Genomic DNA, 22,541 nt, shown 5'->3' with positions numbered 1-22,541 from the left:
AACTACCTTAACAAAATATTCCCTGCACCATATATTTAACATTCAGCATTTATCACTATCCCACACTTCGAACAAATATAAACCCCTCTACATTTCCTATTCGGCTTCTTTATAATTCCGCAGTTGCTACACTTATTTGGTAGTTAGTGACATTCCATAATTTCGATGCGGTAGGTTAAGTGATTAAGGATGTCACCACCCTAAATCAGAGTTTCTTAGCGACAAACTAATGTTAACTACTTAGAGTGATAAGTATATGAGTTATTCGTTTGGTATAACTTCTTCTTGATTTCTTTTTAGAATATATTGGACATATATATTAATAAATTTTAAAAGTGGTTCTAATATTACCACTTTATTGTTAAGCTCCAATTAAGAAATAATTCTCCATATATCTTGGCACAATCATCTTTACATAGTATCAACTATTTGTGAGTAGTCATATCTTCTCTATCAATATCAATTTTTAATATCCTTTTCTTCTCTTAACAAACATTTTTCAATTACTGATAGTGTCCACTATTTATATTCAAATACTCTATAAAGATTATTTGTAATATTTTTTTGAATTATCCTTCAATAATCCTAACCCATTTATGAGATTTTATTTTCTTAATTAGTTTATTTATTTCTTCATCATCTTTTATTGCTTCATAGACATCTATAATTATTCTTAAATTCTCTTCTTCCAACTGTTTTAATTCTTCTTCCTCTTTTTCTGTTAATTCATCATTTAATTGCTTTTTCCAATACAATTCAGCCCATCTATCATAATTTATTGATTTTAAGTGCTTTGAGATTGCATTTAATAGATATTCTTTATCTTCATTGTATAATTTTTCTTTGAAGTAGAGTTCATAAACTAAAGAGTCAGCAATTTCCTTATCAAAGAAGTTTATGAGTTCTTTATATTTCTCTCTCCAATCCTCTTTTGCATTTAAGAATAATAGATAATCAGCTAAGATTTCATAAGGTTTGGTGTTATTTGGAAGTCGGATTGGGATTTTTTCAATATATGCTTTTTTATATCTTGCTGTATTATCTCCTAAATTAGTCCCATAAAACCTAATTGCTGTCCAAGATAATTTTGAATTGAGAATTGTTAATAAAAATTTTAAATTCATCTTCTTTGAAGTCATTATAAATGTTGTTGCTTCTCCATATATTTTAGATTGGTCTAAATAAAATGAAGGTTCTCTAACTATTTCTTGCCACATAATTTTTGGTTTTTCAAATTCTTGATAATAATCACATGGTCTTAACTCCCACCAATAATCTCCTTGGTCATCCCTATCTACCAACCCTTTTCCTTTTCCTTTTTTGTATTTAAATGGTTCAAAGTGTTTATAAATTGAAGGATATTCTTTTTTAAACAATTCTTCAGCATCCTTTAATGGTAAATCTTTTTTAAATAATCTTTTAGTAAATCCAGCAGGTATTATAATCATCCATAATTTATCCCATTCCACATAATACCTTCCTATATCCCTACCCCTCAATATTGGTTTAATCAACTCTTCACTTTTTGCATCCTCTTCAATCAACTTTTTCCTTGTTTCATCATCAATTATAAACGCCTCATTAAATCCAGTTTTTATACCATAGAAAATTTTAATATCTAATTCCTTCAAAGGCACTCCAACTTTTTCAATCCATTCTTTTATTTCCAAAGTTCTTTCATCAACAAAGTTCCAAACATCATCCTCTAAATTAAACTGTTTAACATAATAACCTCCTTCTTCAATATTCTCCAAACTCTTTGGATTATTATAAAATATCCTATTATCCTTATCTGGTTTCTCTTTCTTAACAATATAAATCATAGTATCTACTGTTACACCAACAAATACTTTAACAGCATTAAAATCAATAACCTTCTTAATTGTAACATTTTCTTTTAAAAACTTCCTTATCTTCTTTCCATACCTTGCCCTTAACCATTTATTGGTTATAATAAAGGAATGATAGCCCTTATCTTTCAACAACTCCAAACTTCTCAATATAAAGAACATAGAGAAATCAAACATTTTATCATAAGGTTTATACAATTTTGATAATATTTCCTTATAATCAACACCTTTAACAATGTCATTTATCCTCTCTTGCCTTACATAAGGAGGATTTCCAATAATTACATCAAACCCACCATTATCAACAAAAACCTCTGAAAATTCAAAAAACCAATGGAATCTTTTTAATTTTCCCTCCCTTAAAATTTTTGGACTAACATATTCCTCAATTCCAAACTCTTTTACAAACATCTCATCCAATTTTTCATTAAATTTCTTATTAATATCCCTTAACAATTTATTCAATGGAATTGCATACTTTGAATTTAATGAAACTAATAATATCTCAACTAATTTTTCTTTTATCTTTAAAACTTTCTCAAAATCTAACCAACTTAATTCTTTTTTACTTATTATCTTATTCAACTCTTCAATGTCCTTTAAAATATCTCCCTTCTGATTTAAAACCTTAGAAACCTCTTTTAAATAATCTCCCAATTCAGAAACAACCTTAAACTCTTCCTTTAACTCTTCAATCTTCTCACTACCAAATTTAAGCCATGCATCTAATGTTCTTTCTGGTTTTTTCATCCTTGCATAACCGATTAAACTATTTCCATCCCTTATGTTGAAATGAACATTTGGAAATCTAACAAAAATTCCCTTCTCTTTATCAAAATGTTTTGCAATTGATAAAAACAACCTTGCCTTACTTATCCCAACAGCACTCTCATTAATATCTACTCCATAAATATTCTTTGAAACAATAACATGGAATTTAATTCTCATCTTAAACTCTTCATCATCAATAGATAATAAATTCTCATTCCTAATGTTTCCATTGTCATCAGCCACTTTTATTATAAACAAATTGCCATCAAAACCAAGTTCTTTAACTTTATCCCTCAATCTTTCATAAATATCAACTAAAACCTCAACTGCCCTCTCTAAAAAATGCCCACTACCACATGCAGGGTCTAATATCCTAATATCATTCAAAATATCATACAACAACTTATAAGCCCTTAAATCCTTCTCATTTTTAAAGAAATCATCTAAATTTTTATAATTTGTCTTTAACTCTTCATTTAACCTATCTAAAACATAAGATTCAATGGCATTTTGTGAAATATATCGTGTAATCTTTGCTGGAGTATAGTAAGAACCGCTATCTTTTCTCTCCTCCTCTACCATCTGCTTTTCAAAAATATCTCCCAACATCATATCAGTTATATCTCCTTCAACATCTCCTCCTTCAACAACCCAATCTCTACTCTCAAATAAGTTCAAAATTGGAACTATGCTAACATTTTTTGGTTCTATCTTTTTCAATTCTTCAGTTTTTCCATCAATATAAAACACTTCATCTGGAATTTCAACATTTTCTATTATCTCTCCATTAATAAATGGTGCAGGTCCAGTAATTACAATCTCTCCAAACTTATTATCTTTAAATGTTAAATTTCCTCCCTTATCCCCCATCATTATACTAAACAACTCTTTAAGGAATTCATAATAGCTATTAAACCCTAAATTTTTATATTCCTTAAATTTGTTTATTAAATACCTTTTATCTCCATCTAAAAATCCTTTCTCTTGCAAATACCAAATTATAAACAACTTCATCAATAAATTATTTGCAAACTTTATTTTCTTCTCATCATCATCAATGCCTTTAATATTTTTAATTAATAACTCTCTTGCCTTAACATATAGTTTATAGAATTCTTCAACAATATCACTCCTATCAAACAATACCTCCCAATACTCAAGATTTCCAAAATCTTTAGCCAACTTTTTCAACTTCTTCTTAAATGCTGGACTAATCTTATCCAATGATTTTTTGAGAACTACAACTTTTGCTGGTAGTCCAACCATTTCTTTTTTTAAGAATAGAACATAATTATCTACAAACAAAATTCCATACTCTACTTTTTCTCCCTCTAAAACTTCTTCAGATTTTGAAAGTTCCTTTTTTAGGTTTTTTAAGTCTTCTTTGTAGTTACTACCTTTTTTAACAACCAATATTTCCTCAACACCCAAATCCTCATCCTCATAAACAACAAATCTTCCCTCCTCAATTTCCTTATAATTATTTTTTCTTAAATATTCAATTAATCCATCATAACTCAATAATTTTTCAACCTTAACCATTAACACCACCATGCAATCATTTTTCCTTCTAATTTCTTATTAAGCTCCCCTATATTGAAATAACCATAAATTAACTCAATAAGAATCTTTGGATTGTTATCTTTTAAATTTCCTTTATCATCAAGAATTCCTTTAGATTTGAGATAATCTTTAAACTCTTTTACTTCATGCGTGGTTAATTCACACCATGATAGGAAAGATAAAACACTGTCTAATTTTTTCCTATCAATATCATCAGTTAATGTTCTTTGTTTTTTAAATTTGTATAGGTGATTATATAGATTCTTTATAAAACCTTTTCCTTTTATATTTCCCTTATGCTTTGGAAGAATCTCATCCTTAAACTTATTTCTCAATAACAATAAATTATTGGAAATTTTTTCAAAATCAACATCTTCTTTATATCCCTCAGCATTCCATAATTTAATAAACTCTCTACAAGTTGTTTCCTCTAACTTATCCTCCTTATACACCACAACCTTCTTTCCAATCCTCATATCTCCTCTATAAACTTCAAAAACTCCAAAAATATCATCTCCTTCAATCAAAGTATAACCTGGAACTCTTGAAGATAACAACCCCTTAACATCCTCAAAATCCTCTTTTTTCAACCCTAATCTATTTTGAACAAAGTCCAATAACTCAAACTCTGCCTTAACTTCTTCAGGAATCTTACCCCCCATAATTTCCTTAGCCTCTTCAGTAGCAGAAACCTCCTCTAATTCAGTTAATTTCAATTCAGCAAGGTTTTTAATCTTCTCCCCAAATGTCTCTATAGAAATCTCTTCATCAGCAGAACTTAAAATATAAAACTCTTTCCCAACAACTAATGTAATATCCTTAATCTTTTCCTGCAATTTTGCCAATAATCCAACAGAAACCTCAATCTCTTGCACTGGAACAAAGTTTTTAACAAATACATCCTTTTCATTACCTATTCTACTAACTCTTCCAACCCTTTGCACTATAACCATAGGATTCCATGGCAAGTCATAGTTAATAACTCCATCTCCCTCTTGTAAATTAACTCCCTCACTTAATGAATCAGTTGATATTAAAATCTCAATCTCTCCCTCTTTTTCAACAACCTCATAACCATTATTAACACTTGGAGCAAACCTTTTAATTAATCTCTCTTTCTCCTCAATACCCAATTCTCCAGTAACTAATCCGATTTTTAATTTGTTTCGTTTTGTATCAAATAAATAAGTTAATGTGGATTTTTGCCTCTCAACATATTTAATTAGAGAGTGGTAAAGATACTTTGCAGTATCTTTATATTGTGTAAAAATTACGTATTTTTTACCAACTAATTCATTATACATTAAAGACCTGAGTTTCTTTAATTTTGGGTCTTTATAAACGTATATTGGATACTCTACATTATCCTCTATAATAACCCCAACTGTAATTGGATTACCATTCTCATTCTTTACCTTAACATTATCCAATTTTCCAATTATCTTCTCAATTATCTCATTATCTTTCTTCATTTCATTTAATATTCTAAAAATACCCTCTTTTAATTTATAAACCATTTCGGGATGTTTTTTTAAGTAGTTAAATACCTCTTCCTCACTATTGAATGATAACTCTTTTTTCTCTTCACCATAAGTAAGGAAGTTTATAAGCATCCTTACCTTTGGGTTATAAGTAGATTCTTCCTCTCCAATTTCTCCCTCCTCAACAATATCCTCCTTGCCTGCAACTTCTAAGAGCCTATCTGTAATTTCTTTTAATTTTTCAAAGAATTCATCCAATTTTAGATTTCCAGCTGATAATTTCTCAATTTCAGAATCCAATCCTCCAAGAATTTCACATAAAGTTTTATTTTTATTGTAAATCTTCCTTAATGTTTTTTCAAATGCGTAAATACTACTTTCCAACCTCTTAGCAATTAAAAACCTCAATATTAAGTGTATTGGAACAGCAATTTTTTCTTTTTCAGCATCTTCTGGTTTATCCTCAAATAATGAAGAGCAAGAATTTCCTAAAACCACATAACCACTTGTATAAAGTTTTGTGTATGCAAACTCTAAATTCTCTAAATCATTTGCAATATTCTTTAAAAACTCCCAATACTCTTTATAATCCTTAATATCATCATACAACACTTTTTCTGGTTGCGGTTCTTTAAACACTAACTCCCTACTACCAATTTTAATCTTTCCATCTTTACCAAAATTCTCTAAAATATACTTCCTTGTCCTTAAAATCATAACCTCATTTAAAACCTTCTCCTTAATCTCCTGTGCTTTTAATTTTAATTTTGACTCAGTGTCATAATTTTGATTTTCTTTGAATTTTTTCTTTAAATCTCGGTATTCCCTAAATAATTCAGTAATATTAACCCCTCTTGCTTTAAATGTAGAGAACAAATCATCTGAAAACATCTTTATTAAATAATAAATATCCCATATTGTATTGTTTAAAGGCGTTGCAGTCAGTAGAATAAACTTATTCTGGAATATTTTATCATTTTCCTTAAATCTTAAATCGTGGGCATTTCTCCACCTATTTGTTTGTGAATTCCTAAACTTATGTGCCTCATCAATCAAAATCAAATCATACTCATAACTTAAATGCTCTAAAACCTCTTTACTTAAATTACTAAAAATTCCTAAGGATAAAAATCCAATTTCCCCAACTTTTGTCATATCCTTTTTGTAAATCTCATAAACTCTATACTTATCAGTATCTAATTCATTTTTCTCCTTTTTCCTAACATAATACTCACTATGTCCAAAGAAAAATGGACTTCTTAATAATAAATCCTCCCATTGTGGGATTAATGGGGGTGGCAATATCAATAATGCCTTTCTATCTTTGTTAATTCCATACTTATTTGGGTCCCATTCTGGAATTTTTCCAATTAAATACTCTTCAATTAAAGTAGCTCCAATGAAACTCTTTCCTAAACCAACAGAATCAGCGATTATAACACCATTATGACTATTTATTATGTTTATAGCATTTATAACCCCAATTAATTGAAAATCAGCAAGAATATCCCTTTTCTCTATTGGTTCAATCCTACCATCAAACCATTTCCAAACTAAAAATTTAAACAGTTCTTTTGGAGTAATGTATTTTCCTAACTTTAATCCTTCTTTCTTACCCTTTGGCATTGAAATTTCAATAATTTTTAGTAATTCTTCTCTAAATTCACTACTCTCTTCCCAAAGTTTATTAAACCATTCATTTAAGTTGATTATTGCTTCTCTATCCGTAAAAACAACATTCAACTCTTTATTATTAATTAATCCACTTTTTGTAAAGTTGGATGAACCAACAACCGCGACCCCTGGAGAAGAACCTATATCATTGTTTAGCTCATCTGGATTTTCTAAGAATAGATAAAGTTTAGCGTGTAATTTCCCCTTATCGTAAATTTTTATATCTATCTTATTATTTTTTATTAATTCATAAAGTTCATTTATCTTTTCTTCATTCTTAGCTTCTGATAGCTCTTCTATAATTTTTGTTTTAACCCTCAACTTATATCCTTTTGAAATTTCTTTTGCAGTATCTTCTGTAGTTTCATCACCAATAACTATTTTTAAAAACTCATCTTTTAAATCATCAGGTAAATCATTTTTTACAATATCCCAACCACTTAAAAAGAAATAACCCAAAGCAAACTTTGCTTCTTTGGATTTTTTAAGTTTTCTTTTAATAAAATCTGCCAATTTGATGTTTGAATTATCAATTATATTAACCATAACTCTCCCTCTAATTTAACCCATCCAAGTGGTTTGTTATTAACTATCCTCCTTGTTTTTGGATAATCATTAACAACCTTTTTTGTTTTAGGATTTTTACCTAAGCCCAATTTCTTTCTCAATTCTTCAAACTTTGGATGAGTTTTTAATAAAACTCCTATGGTTGTAGAATACCAACCACTGCCCCATCCAATCCTTATAAACAACTCTCCATCTTCAATTTTATCTTCCAAATTCTTGTAAAATTTAAGCATATTCTCTTTATATTTACCATATTTATATATCTCGTTAATCTCTGCATTAATAACTGCTTTAGAAAACTCCCTAATTGCATTTTTAATCAACTCAAAGTCAATATTTTTTAACATTCCATTAAAATTGACATTTTTTAATATAGCATCGTTAATTTGCATTTCAAAATTTATTTTAATGTTTTCAAGTCCTTCAATATATGTAGGGATTGGAGCGTCATTGCCCAAAATTTCAACCTTATAAACTTTTAATTTTTTTAAGCTTATTTTTTCACTATCCCTAATGATTAAAGATTTTAAAACGTCAAATTTTGGGTCATTACCAAATATCTTTTTATCAAGCTTATCATCAGCCCTTTTAACAAAATTTTTAGCATTTTTTTGAGTTACAATTTTATTAAGTTCATTTATTATGTCACTTAGAAGTTTTTTATTATCCTTAACAATATAATACATCAATGCAGTCCTTATAGCTCCTTTTATTGAACTTCCAGGAATGTAAGGCATTCCACACGTTTTTATAAAAGTATTTATTTGCATACTATATTTTCCATAACCTCCAACAATGTCCAAAGGATATTTCTCAAAATCTTTTGGTTTTAAATGATATTTTTCAAAAATTTTAGTTAATGGGTAACTTTTACTTTCTCTCAAAATTTCTACAACCTCATTAACATTTACACCCATTGAAATTAAGGTATTAAACAATTTATCAATGTCAATAACAATAATTTTTGTTATATTCCCATGCATATCTTTAATTGGATAATAATCCGTTGGTAAAAGTTTCTCTCCACTACCAATATGAGTAGGTGTTAGAATCTCAAGCTTCATTTCCTCCACCCATATTTTATCGGAATTAAAAACCCTCTACCATTTACAAACACTTTATGCCCTACTTCCTTAGATATTTCCCAGAATCCATCTAAATCAATAATTTCTCCACTATAATTTTCTTTAACAATTGAACCCTCACTTATCATTGTTATTAATGGTTTTCTATGAGGTTTTCCATACCTTGTAAAAATCCAACCTTTCCTATATACAAAATTCCATCTCTCTAAGATTTTTGGATTATCTACATACATAAGGGATAATGTTAAATAATAATTTCCATTTTTTGGAACATTTAACTTAAAATCTTCTATTTTTGCATTAAACAACCCCAAACCCCAACTTCTTTTTCCACCAATGCCCTCATCTTCAAGTAATCTTATAGCTGGCTCTATATAATTTTTAAACACTTTTTTATTGCCCCTATATAAGAAATAGATACCACAATCTTCTTCGAATCTTGCCATTGTTAAGTAGTATATTTGGGAATCTACAGTAACCCTATCTAAAACAACCTTTGGTAAATCAAATATCTTATAACCATAATCTTCTTCATCCTCTATTTCATCTAAAATACTATCAATCATTTCTTCATCTCTATTAATAACTGCCTCAAACATTTTTTTATCAAAAAATTTCATTTTTTTGAATTTTTTTAATTTTTTATATGTCTCTTCATTGGCATTTTCATTGAATTTTTTGCTAATCAACTTATCAACATTCAAAGGTTTTGGAAAGTATAACTTATCTTTTACGTATGGGAATCCTGATGATATTACAAAATCTTCTCCATGATTTTTAACAAAATCCTTAACATCTACTCCTAACCTATCCAAAGCATTACAAATAGCCCCAAAAATTGTATCAGAATGTATAGGAATTTCTTGTCCAGAAAGATTGTTAAAATCCCCCACATGAATTGGTGTTTTAAAATTAAGTTTTATTATTTTTGTATCCATTGTCTCCACCGTTATTTTGGGATATTGATTTAATAATTTCCTCTAATTCTTTATTAAATATATTATAAAACTCATTAATTGTATTTTCAACGTTTTCCTTTATTTCAATTGGTTTTTCATAATCTTTTCCGAAGTAGTAATTTAAACTCCTAAATTTACATTCTTCAAATATGAATTCAACTTTTCCATAACCTCTTGAACCACATCCACCTAAATAACTATCCTCAAGCATTTTCATAGTGCTTAATAAGTTTTTAACGTCTTCTTTCCAATCATTTTCATCTTCTATGGTGTAAATAATCTCAAAATTAAATTCAACTCCTGGTGGGATTCTTTCAATTTTTCTTGGACTTGCAGCTGAAGTAATTCTATCTAAAGTGTTCTCATGCTTGATTTCTGTAAGTTCTTCACCAGTTTCCCATTTTTCTTTCCAATAGTCTGTTAGATGAGCATCTCTAACAACAACTCTTGCTGGGAAGTTTGAATTTCCTCCAGAACCAAACAATCTACAAACTGGACACTCTTTTGCATCTTTATAATTTTCACAAACATGAATCCAAATTGGCTCTTTTGAACCTCTTATTATTTTTCTATTAAAGAATTTTTCATCTCCAATACCTTGTTCTTCTTTTGGTTTTTTTGTATTTTCAGCAATTTCTAAGAGAGACCTTAACTTACCTTTTAAAGAGGAGCCTGGGATGTATGGTAGTTGGGTTATTGGATCCTTAACAACTGGATTATCAATCCCTCCAATTTCTGAAACATCTCTTTGAGAGCCAATATGTAATCCAGTGTTAACTTTTATTTTTCCTTTAAAAATTATTTTTCCATAGAATTTTCTATTTCTATCCTCCATTATTCTCCCCCTCCAAAGAATTTATGGTATGCAACAACTGCTTGAATGAAATCATAAAGTTTATTAAAACTTTTGTTATCAGCATTTTGAAGCATTATGTCTAATACATTAGCTAATGGTTCTACTGCCTGATTCCTTCCTGCAGTATATGCTAAAATATAACACATTTTTGCTAAATCACTTTCAATATTTTCATTTTTATTTCTTCTCAATTTTAAATGAGTCCTATTTGCTAAATCGAGAACTTTTCTAATTTGATTAGTTTTTAAATCGTTTATTCTACAGTATATTGCCATGATTATAGCATATCTTAGCAATTCTCTTTTTTCATCCCAGTCCTTGAAGTTTTGAGATTTTTTGATTATTTCATCATATTTTGGTTTTAATTTTTCTAAAATTTTACTTTTCTTTTTCTCTTTTTCTATTTTACTTTTAATTTTTTCAAGATTTTTTGATATATTTATTACCAATTTTTTAATTTCGTTCACTTTTATAGTATCTTCATTAAGTAATGCTACAATTTTTTCCATTTCTGTTATTAACATATCATTTGGTACTCTCTGACTCCTAGTATTCATTCACTTCACCCCCTCCCTTAGTGAGAATAACACTATCTTCAAAATACCATCAATATAGTAAATCTCTTGTGGCTCTTTATTCACTGCCTTAGGAACGTCAATAGCTATTAAATCCTTAAACATTTCATCCACCTCATGCCTTGCAAGGTGATAAGTTAAGTAATAATTCCACTTAATACCGTTTGGATTATTCACGTACATATTATGAGCCGTCAAAATCTTCCAAATTACTCCTTTTGAGAGTTTATTTTCTGATTTTTCAGTTAATCTCTTATAAAGTTTTATTTTTTCATCTTCTACATACTTATCCCATAATTTTTTAAATTCATTCCATTCATAAGATAATTTATGACTCTTTTTAAATCCATCTTTTTTTGGCTTTAATCTTTCAATAACATAAATCCTATTCTTTCCTTCATCCTTTGCTGTGTCTAATCTATCATAAGTTGTGTTAGCCATTCTTGAGATTGGAAATTTCTCATCAAAGTATCCTAAACCAGCAGAGATTGTTATATTGGAATTTTCTCCAACGTATTTTCTAAACATTTCATTTATCTTAAATGCTAAGTTAAACACTTCGTCCCAAGCTCCAACAATGAATAAATCGTCCCCTCCAGCATAAACAACTACAATATTTGGCTCTTTATTGTCTTTTGGGATTTTTGGAACTTCTTTAATGTCATGCTTAATTATTGTGTTTAAATATCCCTTAAAGAAGTAATCTAAGAATCTTGACAGTGTTGCTATTCTTGGAAGTGATGGATTTTTTAAACCAAACCCAAATATCAGTCCAAGATTATCAACATCTGCTCTTAAAACTCCAATCCTCTTAGCTCCTTTTGAATTTTCAGCTAATTCATCAAAATCAGCAATTTGTTCTTTATTATTATCGTTGTTATATTCTTCTTCATTTTTGCTCTTTTTCTCTGATTTTTTTGCATAGTCTGCAACGATATATGGAATTACATCAAAAGGTTCTGGAATGTTTGAAAAATCAAAGGAATTCTTTAAAAGTAATAAACTTCCTTCAAAAACTTTTTTATTAGTATGTTTTAGCTCTTCTTTTAAATCTTCAACATTAACAGCATATATGTGTGAAAATGGCATTTCTAAGTGTGCTTTCTGGTTTAAATATAAGGAGATGTCCTCCTTTGTCCTAATAAATCCATCAATTTTTGGTAAAGAGGTTCCAAAGTAAAATAACATTTTACAAAATTCACAGGCATAAATATCTTTTTCTTTAATGTATTTCATTTCACTCTCAGTTAATAACTTTTTACAAATCTCACATTCATCCCTCTTTGAAGTAGTGTCATAAAACTTGAAAATATCTTTTTCAATAATCTCTCCAAATCTTTTTGACTTTCTCTCATTAATTCTATTTTTTAACATAGTAATTAATGGTTTTTTACCCTTTTTAAACTCTTTTAACTCTTTACCACTAATTTCTATCCAATCCATAGCCAAATATAATTTTCCATTAAATTTTTCATATAGATACTGGGTTAATTCCAATCTAATTTTTTCTAATATCTTTTTAGCATCTTCAGTATTTTGTGCAAGTATTGTAAAGCTACCACCACCATTGTAGATAATATTAGCTCTTGATAGCCCTAATCTATCAACAATCTCTAAGCAAATATCTGTTATCATCAATTCCAAGAATGAAGACCTTGCCCTTAATGATTTTAAAGCACCACTCATTGATATTGTATAAATAAAGTCCTGAATTCCTGATAAATCCCCACCAATTAGTAAAAATACATGCTCATTTGAGTCAATATCTTTATTTTTTATATTCCCCCCATAGTATCTAAACAATACCGTAGCTATTGCAGAACTCATTTTTATGTGGTCGTATAATGAGATGTCATCATATTTTGGAAGAAAGGTTAAATACCTTTCAGCAATTGTCAGTATTTTATTAACAGTGTCAGCATTTTTTAACTCATTTTTAAACTTAGAAATGAACTTTTCATAATCTTCTTTAGTTACTTTGACTTTGTCTTTTGGAATTGGAATTTCTTCAATAGTTTTTGGATTTACAACTAACTCTTTAATAGGATAATATTTTGGTTTTGTTTCTTTATCACCTAATTTAATTGAGCAAAATACTGATTTTAAAGCGTAATTATCATTATTTTTACTTTCTTCATTTGATAATATACATTCTTCAGAAATTCCAACAAGCTTTTCTACTAAATCTATTAGCTCATCATCATAACCATAATTTTTTAAACATTCCTTTAGATTTTCACCAATGTTTTTATAAATAACTCCTAAAATTATTGGTTTTAATTCATCCATCCCTATCCCCACAGCACTTTTAGAGTTCTCTCATACAATTCCTTTAATTTGTTTTCAAAATCCTTAGGTTTTTTCTTATCTCTATTATAGCCAGCGTGATTTAAATTATTTCTATATTGTGTAATTTCAACAAATATTTTAGACAATTCATCATCACATTTAGAGATTGTCTCTTTTATCAACTCCTTATTTTTCTTTGCAAACTCATTCCAATTATCTTCAGGAATATCTTGCCCCTTTATATTCAGAGCAGAACTAATTAACATCCTATATTCCCTATCTAATTCATCAAACTCAAATTTTTTACAGATTATTGTAACAATGCTCTCTTGAAGTAATGTATATCCCTGCTGTATTAAGTTGTGGTCAATACACCATTTAACTGCCTTTAAGCCATTATAAATATCGTTATCTTCAAAATCACTTAATTTTTCTTTAACCCTCTCTAACAATGGAATCATTGGTTCTATAGAACTACCCTCATTGATAGATTTTAGAACTGCATCAATTGCATTTCTGAGCTTATTATATCCATACTCATCAATCATTGGTCCTCTAACTGTTGCAAGATATTCCATAAAAGTGTTAAGTTGGTTACTTACAAATCTTAAATTCCTTGCAAATTCATCCTTACCTTTACTTTCTTTTAATCTTGGATAATATTCTCTTTCTGCCAATTTAACAATATCCTCTGCATAACCTCCACTTAAAAACTTATCAATAGCATTAGTCCAAGACATTAAAGTATCAAAGGCTGTGATATCCATAATCTTTGGAGTTTCTCCATATATATTTCCATAGAGGATTCTTTTAACTCTAATGTTCTTTAATACCTTGGCATAACTCAGTAAAATAGTTGTAAGCATTGGTAAATATCTAAATGAGTGTGTAATGTCAAAATAAACCTCATCTCCTTCTTCTAATGTGTCATAAACTATCTTAAACAATTTCCAAATTTCTTCTTCAGTGTTACCATCAGGAATATCTACTGGGATTATCTCAGCTTTTAAATTTAGCTTTTTTAACCTTTCTTTTAATCCTTCTGTTAATTCTTTCTCATTTTTATAATTCTCACCATACCAATTTCCAATTTTAGCCCCCTCTGTTAAGAATATTATTATCTTATCCTCCTCCCCCCAATCTTTACACAATTTTTGAATTATTGCCTCTTGAGCGAATCTTGTCTTCTCACTTAGAGTCCCATTAAACTCATATATGCATGGTTTATAGTTTCCCGTTCCTAAGAATGACAACATCTTCCTCATTTTACCTACCTACAATACTTTATAAATCTACAAGAAAAAATTTCTTTTATAGTTATTATCTTATCATTCTCCTTTATCTTATTTACGATTCTTTTTGTAGGTATATATTAGAATAGATCTCTAGAATTTACTTTTGATATTTTTTAAAAAGTTAGTTAGTTTTGTATTTTCATATTTTTTGAAGGTAGCTCTAAGATTTCTCTTTCTTCCTCAAACGTGATTTCTATAATTCCTTTTTTTATCTCTTGATTTAATTTAATTTATTTGTTCAGTGTTTAAATTGTTGATCTTTTGGGCTGAGGATATGATTAATCATACATGAGAATATGTAAATTAATATAAAAAGGTTAAAAATAAAAATAATCTTTTAATAAGATACCAACAAAACCATAAATCATAAAATTGATGTGATAATAATGTAATTAAAAATGAAAATGATGGAGAAAAAATAATCAAGTGAAAATATATGAATATCATTCTACCTCTTAAAAAGTTAATTAAAATAATCAAATGGATAAGTATTGCATCGTTGATTGGTATTGTTGGGGGGTTAAGTTCAGTTATTATGGCGATTATTATAGAATATTTCCCCCAAAAACATAATATTTTGTTAATTCCAATTGTCTTTTTCGTTGCAGGATTGTTCGTTGATCATATTTATGAGTTGAAAGGTTCTGGGATCGATAGGGTTTTAAAAGCACTAAACACAAATGAAAAATTGACTTGGTTTAGAGGGGTTTTAAAAATTTTATTGGCAGGGGCTGTTATTGCTGTTGGAGGAAGTGCAGGAAAAGAGGGACCCTGTGTTCAGTCGAGTGCATCTTTCGCCGATGAACTTTATAGATTGCTAAAATTGAAAAATAGGGAGTTGGTTATCATAACTGGAATTGCAGGAGGGCTGAGTGGAGCGTTTTCTGCTCCTTTAGGAACTGCAATTCTTGCCTGTGAGATTATTGAACACGAGAACTTTAACTATATTAATTTAATTCCACCGATAGTTTCGAGTGTAGTTGGGTATTTGATTTTTTATACAATAATGGGAAGAAAACATCTGTTTAATTTGAGATTAACCTATACTATAACTCCACATGATTTCTTTCTGTTTATTGTTGGAGCATTTTTCTGTTCACTAATTGCACACATTTATATAAAAACATATAAGAAAATATCCTTAACATTTGATAGTTTTAATCTTCCCTACTGTATTAAAACGTTGATCGGAGGGATATTGGTTGCTGTGATAGCATATTTCATCCCAGAAATTATGGGAATGGGTTTAGAACTTACAAAAGAGTTATTTCTTGTTGAAAGTTTTTCTTTGTTATTTTTGATTATGCTACTTGTAGGCAAAATGTTAGCAACGTCTTTTACAGTTGGATCTGGAACACCAGGAGGTTTGGTATTTCCCTCCATGTGCATTGGAGCAATTTCAGGAATGATATTTGGAACACTCGTAGGGGACTGTTCAGCCCCATATATAGTTTTGGGCATTGCAACAACCCTCTCAGCAACTACTAACGCCCCACTGGGTGGAGCAGTTTTATGCACTGAGATCTTTGGTTTTGATTTTGCAGTTCCGTCTTCGATAGGGGCAGTTATTGGGTATCAGATGACCAAGTTTGAGACGATATTCAAGTATATCAGATTTTAAAATATTTATTTGTTTTATATATTTATATCATCCGTTGTTAATTGGTATCCTTATATTTAATACTTTCGATACCTTTAATATTAGTCATATTTATCCTTTATATTTTAATCTATGCTGAAATCAAAGAATAGAATAAAAAAATGAGATAAAAATAAAAAATAGTATTAAAATAAATCTAAAAGAGTTCTATTAAGGATTTAAAACCCTCTTTAAAGTTTGACAATCTGGAATTATAACTTCATCAATGTCGTATTCTTCGTTCATCATTTTAATTATTGTTATTAGATCTTTCCCCACGCATAGTTCGCATTTAATACATAACTCGTCATCTGTAAAGTTATCATCTTTGCAAATTATTCTCAATTTCATAACGTTCACTTTGAAACTAACTTAGGTTTACAATATCATATTTTACAAATTAACGTGTGTTCTTAGACCTATATATACTTTATCAAAAAATACAATCAACCATAATACTTGAAAATAAATAAGGTATTATGTAATTAATATTTATAATCTCCTCTTTATTGCCTCAATTAACGCCTCTTTTGTAGGTGCTCCGATAAATTCAACGTCTCCATTTATTACTATGGTTGGAACTGCCATTATTCCATACTCAACAGCTTTCTGAGGATTTTCCATAACATTTATGTATTCAACATCCACATCATTTGGCATTTCACTTACAACTTCTTCAACAACTCTCTTAGCAGCGGGGCAGTGAGGACACATTGGTGATGTAAATAGTTCAATTTTTACTTTTGACATATTAAACACCTTGAATATTTTTTAATTTGTTTTTAGTTTTTATTACCTTTATCTATGTTCAATTTTCCCATTAGTTTTTATGGACCTTATTTTTTAAATAGTTTTTTGAATTAACTATAACTAAAAATATCGTTTCAACCTTACCTTTACCATTAAATTAAATGAATAATCAAATAAATAGATGCTCATAATGTTAAAAAATTTTTTATCAGATCTATTTTCATTACGATCTTTTATTACATTAAAATTAAAAACTAAATATTATGTTTAAGATAAATTTAATTTAATGTCCACATGTCCAAACTTGTCTGAAATATTCGATTGCTTCAACAATGTCTTTTAATTTCTCAGGTGGGAAAGCAACAACGACTTCTTCTGGCTTAATTCCAGCGTATTTTCTTGAACCATTACAACCTAATGTCATGTTTGGTGCTTTTCTTGTATAGACAGCTGCAACAGCGTCAGCACATAATGACTGTATTCCTGAGAAGTCCGCTTGGAATCTTCCTCCTTTGTGGTAGAGCATTGCTTGAACTAATCTTAAAGCATATAGTGGCTCTCCAATGAATACAATTGAATCAGGAACAAAGTCGGTTTCATCCAATGGAGCATAAACAGTTGCATATATCTCTTCTTCAACTTTTGGAATTGCTTCAACTGTTTTTTTAGCTGCTTCTTCATCTTTAAAGTTTCCTAATTTGACATATAGTTTTCCCGTTGCCAATGGTTCTGGTGGGTTTCTAAAAACACCCATTGCATAAGCTCCTCCTTTACAGAGGTGTTTATCAACTGTTGCATATAGTTTTTTTCTTTCCAATCTTGCTAACTGAATCATTTCACAGTGTCTTCTTTCTTCTTCTAATGTTTCATAGCCCTCTGGTATCTCCCCCTCAGATTTTGCTAATTTTACAGCAACAAATGGTTTATCCAACATCATCAATTCCATTAGTTTTTTTGCATATGTTCTTATTTCATTAACGTCCATGATCTCACCTGTGGATGGTTGTGTATTTTTTACGAACTATATTATTTAACTCCCCTCTATATATACTTTTCGATGTAGAATTAAACATAAAAAGTATATATAAAAATATTGAAATATATCTTCTACATTATATGGGGTTTTTAAATTTTTATTTTTATTTTCCTAAACAATTATTGTTCAAAAATGGTTTTAATTTTTAGTAAATCTTAAAAAATGTAATTAAAACATAACAAAATAACATAATAAAAAAGCAATTAAAAACATAAACATCAAATAGGTGAAAAAATGAAGCCATATGTTATATCTAATGTTGGCATAACCCTTGACGGAAAACTTGCAACAGTAAACAATGATTCGAGAATTTCATGTGAAGAGGATCTAATAAGAGTCCACAAGATTAGAGCGAAAGTTGATGGAATTATGGTAGGCATTGGAACTGTCTTAAAGGATGATCCAAGATTAACTGTTCATAAAATAAAGAGCGATAGAAATCCAGTTAGGATCGTTGTAGATAGTAAATTGAGGGTGCCGTTAAATGCTCGTGTTTTAAACAGTGATGCAAAGACAATTATTGCAACAACAGAGGATTTAGATGAGGAAAAACAGAAAAAAATAAAAATTTTAAAAGAAAGGGGGATAGATATTGTAATGTGTGGAGAAGAAAAGGTAGATCTAAGAAAGTTAATGAATGTTCTTTACAAAAAGGGAATTAAAACAATACTATTAGAAGGAGGTGGAACTCTAAACTGGGGAATGTTTAAGGAGGGATTAGTTGATGAGGTCTCCGTCTATATAGCTCCGAAGATCTTTGGAGGGAAAAACGCTCCAACTTATGTGGATGGAGAGGGCTTTAAAAGTGAGGAGGAATCCGTTAAATTAGAGTTAAAAAACTTTTATAGGTTAGGAGAGGGAATTGTATTGGAATTTAAGGTTATAAAACCATAAAGTTTAAATAGTATTAGAAAATAGTATTAAAATAAATAAAATGGAAATGGTTAAATGACATAAAAAATTATTTAAAAAGGGCTTTTTTATGGATTCAATTATGGAAATCATAGAAAATATTGAGGTTGAATTGTATAAATTAAAAGCTGAATTAATGCCGGTAGAGATTCCGGAGGATGAGGGATTTGAGAAAATTACTGAAGAAAAGATAAATAAATATTATGAAGATTTAAAGAATCCTGAACTGTGGGTTGATGAAGAAGAGTTTTTTAGAGTATTAAATGAAGATAACGATAAAGAATAATGTTTTTAAATAAAAATAAAAAAGTAGGAAGAATTTATCTTTTATAAACTTTTTCTCTTCTTTCAATGTCGAGGATATATATTATTTTGTTTTTAAAATCAACTGCATATATCAACCAAAATCTCCCAACCTTAACCTATATAGCGGAGGGTGTTTTCCAGTTAATTTTTTTATATTAAATCCTTTCAATTGGATTGGATTATGTCTTAAAACATTATTTAAGAACTCTTCCAATTTCTTTTTATGAGAGTTTGGGAGATATTTGGCTGACTTTACAGCATTTTTATGAAATTTTATGGAGAATATTCTTTCACCATTTGAGGTTTGTGCAGTCCAAATTTGGACTGCAAATTGTTTTTTATTTGTCATAATAATATATAATATTTATCGTGAAAACATGCTTCCAAACAAAAAAGCTTTAAAAATTATCGAAAAATATATAAAAATATATGATGGAAAAAATGAGGATGAGATAAAAAGATCTTTAATTAAAGACCTCCTAAAAAACGATGTCTTAGTAAAAACCAAAGATGGGACATTTACATTAAAAGCTGAGAGTGAAGATGAATTAATGCATTCAAATGTAGGTGCATTAACAGAATCTATTTATAAATTTGTTGAGCCCTCAAACATAGCAAGCATAAAACAACCAAAAATATTGGATCTGTGTAGCGGATTAGGATACAACGCCACCACAGCCCTTCACTATAACAAAAATGCACATATTGATATGGTAGAAGTATGTGAAGAGGTTTTATTTTTAACCTTATTTTTAGATATTCCATATAAAGAGCATGAGATAATAAAAGATAAAGTTAGAGAATATTTTTTAAATAAAAAAGGTATAGAATATGCTTCAAACTTTGATAATGTGCATGTATATGTTATGGATGCGAGAGAGTTTATCTGTAAAAAGAAAACTGATTATCATGCAATTTTTCACGATGCCTTTTCTCCAAAGAGAGATCCAACACTCTATACTTACGATTTTTTGGAGATGTTGTTTTTTAATACAAAAAAAGGAGGAGTGTTGATCTCTTACTCATCTTCAATACCATTTAGAAGTGCATTAGTTGATTGTGGATTTGAGATTTCAGAAAAAGAGAGTGTTGGAAGAAAGAGGGGGATAACTCTTGCCTATAAGTGCCCAAACTTTGATGTTGATAGGGTTAATAGAACTGACGAAAGGGTTATAGCATTGTCAACAACGGCTTTACCTTATCGAGATGAGAGTTTATCTCTCAGTTCGTTAGAGATAGAAAATTTTAGAAGAGAGCTTAGAAAACAATTAAAAGATGACTTAATTAGAATAGACAAATTTATATCAACTAAAAGGATAAAAAAGGGCAAAGTTCCGGATTATATAATAAATATTCAGGAAGAGGCATTAAGTTCTTCAAAAGTTATTAAAAAAATGAGATCTGAGTTTTTTGGAGACGAAAAGTTTTTTATTAAATTTTCATCTAACGGCTGTTTATAAGTTCTATAACAAGATCCTTCTTTTTAATTGCATCATCACAGGCCTTTCTTACCTTCTCTTTCATTTCCTCGAAGTTATCGGGTTTCATCTCTCCAACAACCTTTTTGACAGGCGTATATGCAGATTCCCTGAACATAGGTTTCAGCGGTATTTTTTTATCTCCATCTATCAGATAACTCTCGCTCCCTTTTTCTACATATCCTACTTCTATACTTCCAGTTAATTTTTTTATCTCTTCAACATCCTCTTCTTTACATATTATCATCAAAGAGTCAGTGGAAATTCCAAGTGGATCAATGTTTAATGATTCAAGCATCTTCAAGACCTTTGGGTTGATCGTTTTATAAACTTTTTCTTTCTCAAAGATTAGAGACACATTTGCGGTTTTAGAGATCTCATAAGCATCTCCTCTCAACCCTCCGTTTGTAATGTCGGTCATTGCACTAACCTTTTTAACTAAACCACTTTTTATTAAGTTTTGACATGCCTTTATAAAATCAACATTTAACGTTTCATAAATCACATCAAACCATCCATAATACAGAGCAGTTGTAGTTATAGTTCCTCCTCCGCTACCTTCTGTCATTAGTATAACATCTCCAACTTCTGCATTTCTTCTTGCAGTTGGTTTTCCATCTTTAATAACCCCAATTGCCCCAACAGCACTAACCAATCGATCTCCGATTACCATATCTCCTCCAATCCTAAGTGTGCTTCCGCCTATTAGTGGAACATTAACTGCCTCGGAAACGGCACAAATTCCTGCTGTAAAATCAAATATCTTTCCAACATCTCCATCGTCAGCCAAGTGTATATCACTTATTAATGCCACTGCATCAGCTCCCATAACAAAAACATCTCTTAAAGCTGCTCTTGCAACATGGAATCCTCCTAAAAATGGAAATTCACTTAGTCGAGAGTGAGTTCCATCTATTGCTGCTACAACATATTTTGCATCTGCTTTAACTATTCCTGCATCGTCTTGTTCTTCTGCTGAGACGTATGCATTAACCTTTGTGCTTTTTATTATTCTTGCAATCTCCCTATGAACAAAGAAATCTCCCTCTCCTCTACTTCCCACTCCCATCTTTCCCATCGTTATGCCAGATTTTGGATAGTTTAGTAAAGTTTTTAAATTTTTATCTTTTGTTTCTTTTGCTTTTTCTGAGGTTTTTACTTCCTCCAAAATTGCCTTTATAAATTTTTTAGCAAAGACATCATCAACATCTTCTTTTATTTCCAAGATTCTTTTAAATCCATCTTCGATTATTTTGTTTTCTGGTATTTTTTTTCTTAGACATCTTCTAACATATCCCTCTAAATCCATACTCTCCACCTATTCTTTATTTAATATTATTTTTATTTTATAGTATTTTTTATTTTTTTATAGATTTTTTGATTATTTAGTTTAATTAAGCTTTTTTAAACTTTATAAACTTTAAAATCCTGATAAAGCTTATGAAATACTGATAA

The 22,541-nt window shown here is 29.3% G+C and carries 17 protein-coding genes; 4 read left to right on the top strand and 13 right to left on the bottom strand.

The features are described from left to right. Nucleotides 1-569: 569 nt before the first annotated feature. From METVU_RS06020 to csx2, 8 genes are read right to left on the bottom strand one after another with little or no spacing between them, the layout of a single operon-like run. A complete protein-coding gene (locus METVU_RS06020; RefSeq protein WP_015733304.1) occupies nucleotides 570-4,163 on the bottom strand; it encodes an Eco57I restriction-modification methylase domain-containing protein in 3,594 nt (1,197 codons plus the stop codon). Continuing rightward, entirely contained in the window at nucleotides 4,163-7,885 is a 3,723-nt protein-coding gene (locus METVU_RS06015) for a helicase-related protein (protein WP_015733303.1), read from the bottom strand. Before METVU_RS06015 ends, METVU_RS06020 begins: the two co-directional genes overlap by 1 nt. Next, a complete protein-coding gene (gene csm5 / locus METVU_RS06010) occupies nucleotides 7,873-8,970 on the bottom strand; it encodes a type III-A CRISPR-associated RAMP protein Csm5 (RefSeq protein ID WP_015733302.1) in 1,098 nt (365 codons plus the stop codon). The genes METVU_RS06015 and csm5 overlap by 13 nt, the downstream gene beginning before the upstream one ends. Then, nucleotides 8,967-9,929: a type III-A CRISPR-associated RAMP protein Csm4 gene (csm4, locus tag METVU_RS06005; protein WP_015733301.1), complete on the bottom strand. Its 963-nt coding sequence runs from the start codon at nucleotides 9,927-9,929 to the stop codon at nucleotides 8,967-8,969. The genes csm5 and csm4 overlap by 4 nt, the downstream gene beginning before the upstream one ends. Beyond that, nucleotides 9,904-10,785, bottom strand: a complete 882-nt coding sequence (gene csm3, locus METVU_RS06000; protein ID WP_015733300.1) for a type III-A CRISPR-associated RAMP protein Csm3 — start codon at nucleotides 10,783-10,785, stop codon at nucleotides 9,904-9,906. The genes csm4 and csm3 overlap by 26 nt, the downstream gene beginning before the upstream one ends. Further along, nucleotides 10,785-11,363, bottom strand: a complete 579-nt coding sequence (gene csm2 / locus METVU_RS05995; protein WP_015733299.1) for a type III-A CRISPR-associated protein Csm2 — start codon at nucleotides 11,361-11,363, stop codon at nucleotides 10,785-10,787. Before csm2 ends, csm3 begins: the two co-directional genes overlap by 1 nt. Further along, nucleotides 11,364-13,670 (bottom strand): type III-A CRISPR-associated protein Cas10/Csm1, encoded by a 2,307-nt coding sequence (gene cas10, locus METVU_RS05990; RefSeq protein WP_015733298.1) that lies wholly within the window; start codon nucleotides 13,668-13,670, stop codon nucleotides 11,364-11,366. 2 nt (nucleotides 13,671-13,672) lie between these two features. Further along, nucleotides 13,673-14,935, bottom strand: a complete 1,263-nt coding sequence (gene csx2 / locus METVU_RS05985; RefSeq protein WP_015733297.1) for a TIGR02221 family CRISPR-associated protein — start codon at nucleotides 14,933-14,935, stop codon at nucleotides 13,673-13,675. A 466-nt stretch (nucleotides 14,936-15,401) separates the two neighbouring features. Between csx2 and METVU_RS05980 the strand changes: the two genes are divergently transcribed. Continuing rightward, nucleotides 15,402-16,586: a chloride channel protein gene (locus METVU_RS05980; protein ID WP_015733296.1), complete on the top strand. Its 1,185-nt coding sequence runs from the start codon at nucleotides 15,402-15,404 to the stop codon at nucleotides 16,584-16,586. A 189-nt stretch (nucleotides 16,587-16,775) separates the two neighbouring features. On the opposite strand, the gene METVU_RS05975 is transcribed toward METVU_RS05980, so the two are convergent. The 3 genes from METVU_RS05975 to METVU_RS05965 form a co-directional block, all read right to left on the bottom strand. Continuing rightward, nucleotides 16,776-16,955, bottom strand: coding sequence for a hypothetical protein (locus METVU_RS05975; protein ID WP_015733295.1), 180 nt, complete (start codon nucleotides 16,953-16,955; stop codon nucleotides 16,776-16,778). 141 nt (nucleotides 16,956-17,096) lie between these two features. Further along, nucleotides 17,097-17,354, bottom strand: coding sequence for an MJ0307 family thioredoxin (locus tag METVU_RS05970; protein WP_015733294.1), 258 nt, complete (start codon nucleotides 17,352-17,354; stop codon nucleotides 17,097-17,099). A 283-nt stretch (nucleotides 17,355-17,637) separates the two neighbouring features. Further along, a complete protein-coding gene (locus METVU_RS05965; protein ID WP_015733293.1) occupies nucleotides 17,638-18,339 on the bottom strand; it encodes a DUF169 domain-containing protein in 702 nt (233 codons plus the stop codon). Nucleotides 18,340-18,624: 285 nt separating this feature from the next. On the opposite strand from METVU_RS05965, the gene METVU_RS05960 reads away from it, so the two are divergent. Together METVU_RS05960 and METVU_RS05955 are read left to right on the top strand one after the other, a co-directional pair. Further along, nucleotides 18,625-19,284 carry a 2,5-diamino-6-(ribosylamino)-4(3H)-pyrimidinone 5'-phosphate reductase gene (locus tag METVU_RS05960; protein WP_015733292.1) on the top strand — a complete coding sequence of 220 codons (660 nt, stop codon included), beginning with the start codon at nucleotides 18,625-18,627 and terminating at the stop codon, nucleotides 19,282-19,284. An 88-nt stretch (nucleotides 19,285-19,372) separates the two neighbouring features. Further along, complete coding sequence (locus METVU_RS05955; protein ID WP_015733291.1) at nucleotides 19,373-19,588, top strand: hypothetical protein; 216 nt, start codon at nucleotides 19,373-19,375, stop codon at nucleotides 19,586-19,588. 111 nt (nucleotides 19,589-19,699) lie between these two features. Here METVU_RS05955 and METVU_RS05950 read toward each other — a convergent pair whose 3' ends face one another. Next, on the bottom strand, nucleotides 19,700-19,957 hold the full coding sequence (locus METVU_RS05950; RefSeq protein WP_048196864.1) for a type II toxin-antitoxin system RelE family toxin: 258 nt from the start codon (nucleotides 19,955-19,957) through the stop codon (nucleotides 19,700-19,702). Nucleotides 19,958-19,985: 28 nt separating this feature from the next. On the opposite strand from METVU_RS05950, the gene METVU_RS05945 reads away from it, so the two are divergent. After that, nucleotides 19,986-21,068, top strand: a complete 1,083-nt coding sequence (locus METVU_RS05945) for an MnmC family methyltransferase (RefSeq protein ID WP_015733290.1) — start codon at nucleotides 19,986-19,988, stop codon at nucleotides 21,066-21,068. Here METVU_RS05945 and METVU_RS05940 read toward each other — a convergent pair. Further along, the gene (locus METVU_RS05940) at nucleotides 21,052-22,395 is read right to left on the bottom strand and encodes an AIR synthase-related protein (RefSeq protein WP_015733289.1); all 1,344 of its coding nucleotides are present in this window, start codon (nucleotides 22,393-22,395) and stop codon (nucleotides 21,052-21,054) included. The genes METVU_RS05945 and METVU_RS05940 overlap by 17 nt on opposite strands. Between the last annotated feature and the right edge of the window lie 146 nt (nucleotides 22,396-22,541).

The sequence above is a fragment of the Methanocaldococcus vulcanius M7 genome, assembly GCF_000024625.1.
GTDB classification, from domain to species: Archaea; AGJL01; Methanococci; order Methanococcales; family Methanocaldococcaceae; genus Methanocaldococcus; species Methanocaldococcus vulcanius.
Note: the sequence above shows the minus strand (reverse complement) of the source record. Positions and strands in the feature narration are given on the sequence as shown.

Bases quoted from the DNA above. Each gene is read 5' to 3' on its own strand.
- METVU_RS05965 (WP_015733293.1), bottom strand. From the start codon at position 18,339: ATGGACGTTAATGAAATAAGAACATATGCAAAAAAACTAATGGAATTG.
- METVU_RS05955 (WP_015733291.1), top strand. From the start codon at position 19,373: ATGGATTCAATTATGGAAATCATAGAAAATATTGAGGTTGAATTGTAT.
- METVU_RS05980 (WP_015733296.1), top strand. From the start codon at position 15,402: ATGAATATCATTCTACCTCTTAAAAAGTTAATTAAAATAATCAAATGG.
- csm4 (WP_015733301.1), bottom strand. From the start codon at position 9,929: ATGGATACAAAAATAATAAAACTTAATTTTAAAACACCAATTCATGTG.
- cas10 (WP_015733298.1), bottom strand. From the start codon at position 13,670: ATGGATGAATTAAAACCAATAATTTTAGGAGTTATTTATAAAAACATT.
- METVU_RS05940 (WP_015733289.1), bottom strand. From the start codon at position 22,395: ATGGATTTAGAGGGATATGTTAGAAGATGTCTAAGAAAAAAAATACCA.
- METVU_RS05945 (WP_015733290.1), top strand. From the start codon at position 19,986: ATGCTTCCAAACAAAAAAGCTTTAAAAATTATCGAAAAATATATAAAA.
- METVU_RS06020 (WP_015733304.1), bottom strand. From the start codon at position 4,163: ATGGTTAAGGTTGAAAAATTATTGAGTTATGATGGATTAATTGAATAT.
- METVU_RS06015 (WP_015733303.1), bottom strand. From the start codon at position 7,885: ATGGTTAATATAATTGATAATTCAAACATCAAATTGGCAGATTTTATT.
- METVU_RS05960 (WP_015733292.1), top strand. From the start codon at position 18,625: ATGAAGCCATATGTTATATCTAATGTTGGCATAACCCTTGACGGAAAA.
- METVU_RS05970 (WP_015733294.1), bottom strand. From the start codon at position 17,354: ATGTCAAAAGTAAAAATTGAACTATTTACATCACCAATGTGTCCTCAC.
- csm5 (WP_015733302.1), bottom strand. From the start codon at position 8,970: ATGAAGCTTGAGATTCTAACACCTACTCATATTGGTAGTGGAGAGAAA.
- METVU_RS05975 (WP_015733295.1), bottom strand. From the start codon at position 16,955: ATGAAATTGAGAATAATTTGCAAAGATGATAACTTTACAGATGACGAG.
- csx2 (WP_015733297.1), bottom strand. From the start codon at position 14,935: ATGAGGAAGATGTTGTCATTCTTAGGAACGGGAAACTATAAACCATGC.
- METVU_RS05950 (WP_048196864.1), bottom strand. From the start codon at position 19,957: ATGACAAATAAAAAACAATTTGCAGTCCAAATTTGGACTGCACAAACC.
- csm3 (WP_015733300.1), bottom strand. From the start codon at position 10,785: ATGGAGGATAGAAATAGAAAATTCTATGGAAAAATAATTTTTAAAGGA.
- csm2 (WP_015733299.1), bottom strand. From the start codon at position 11,363: ATGAATACTAGGAGTCAGAGAGTACCAAATGATATGTTAATAACAGAA.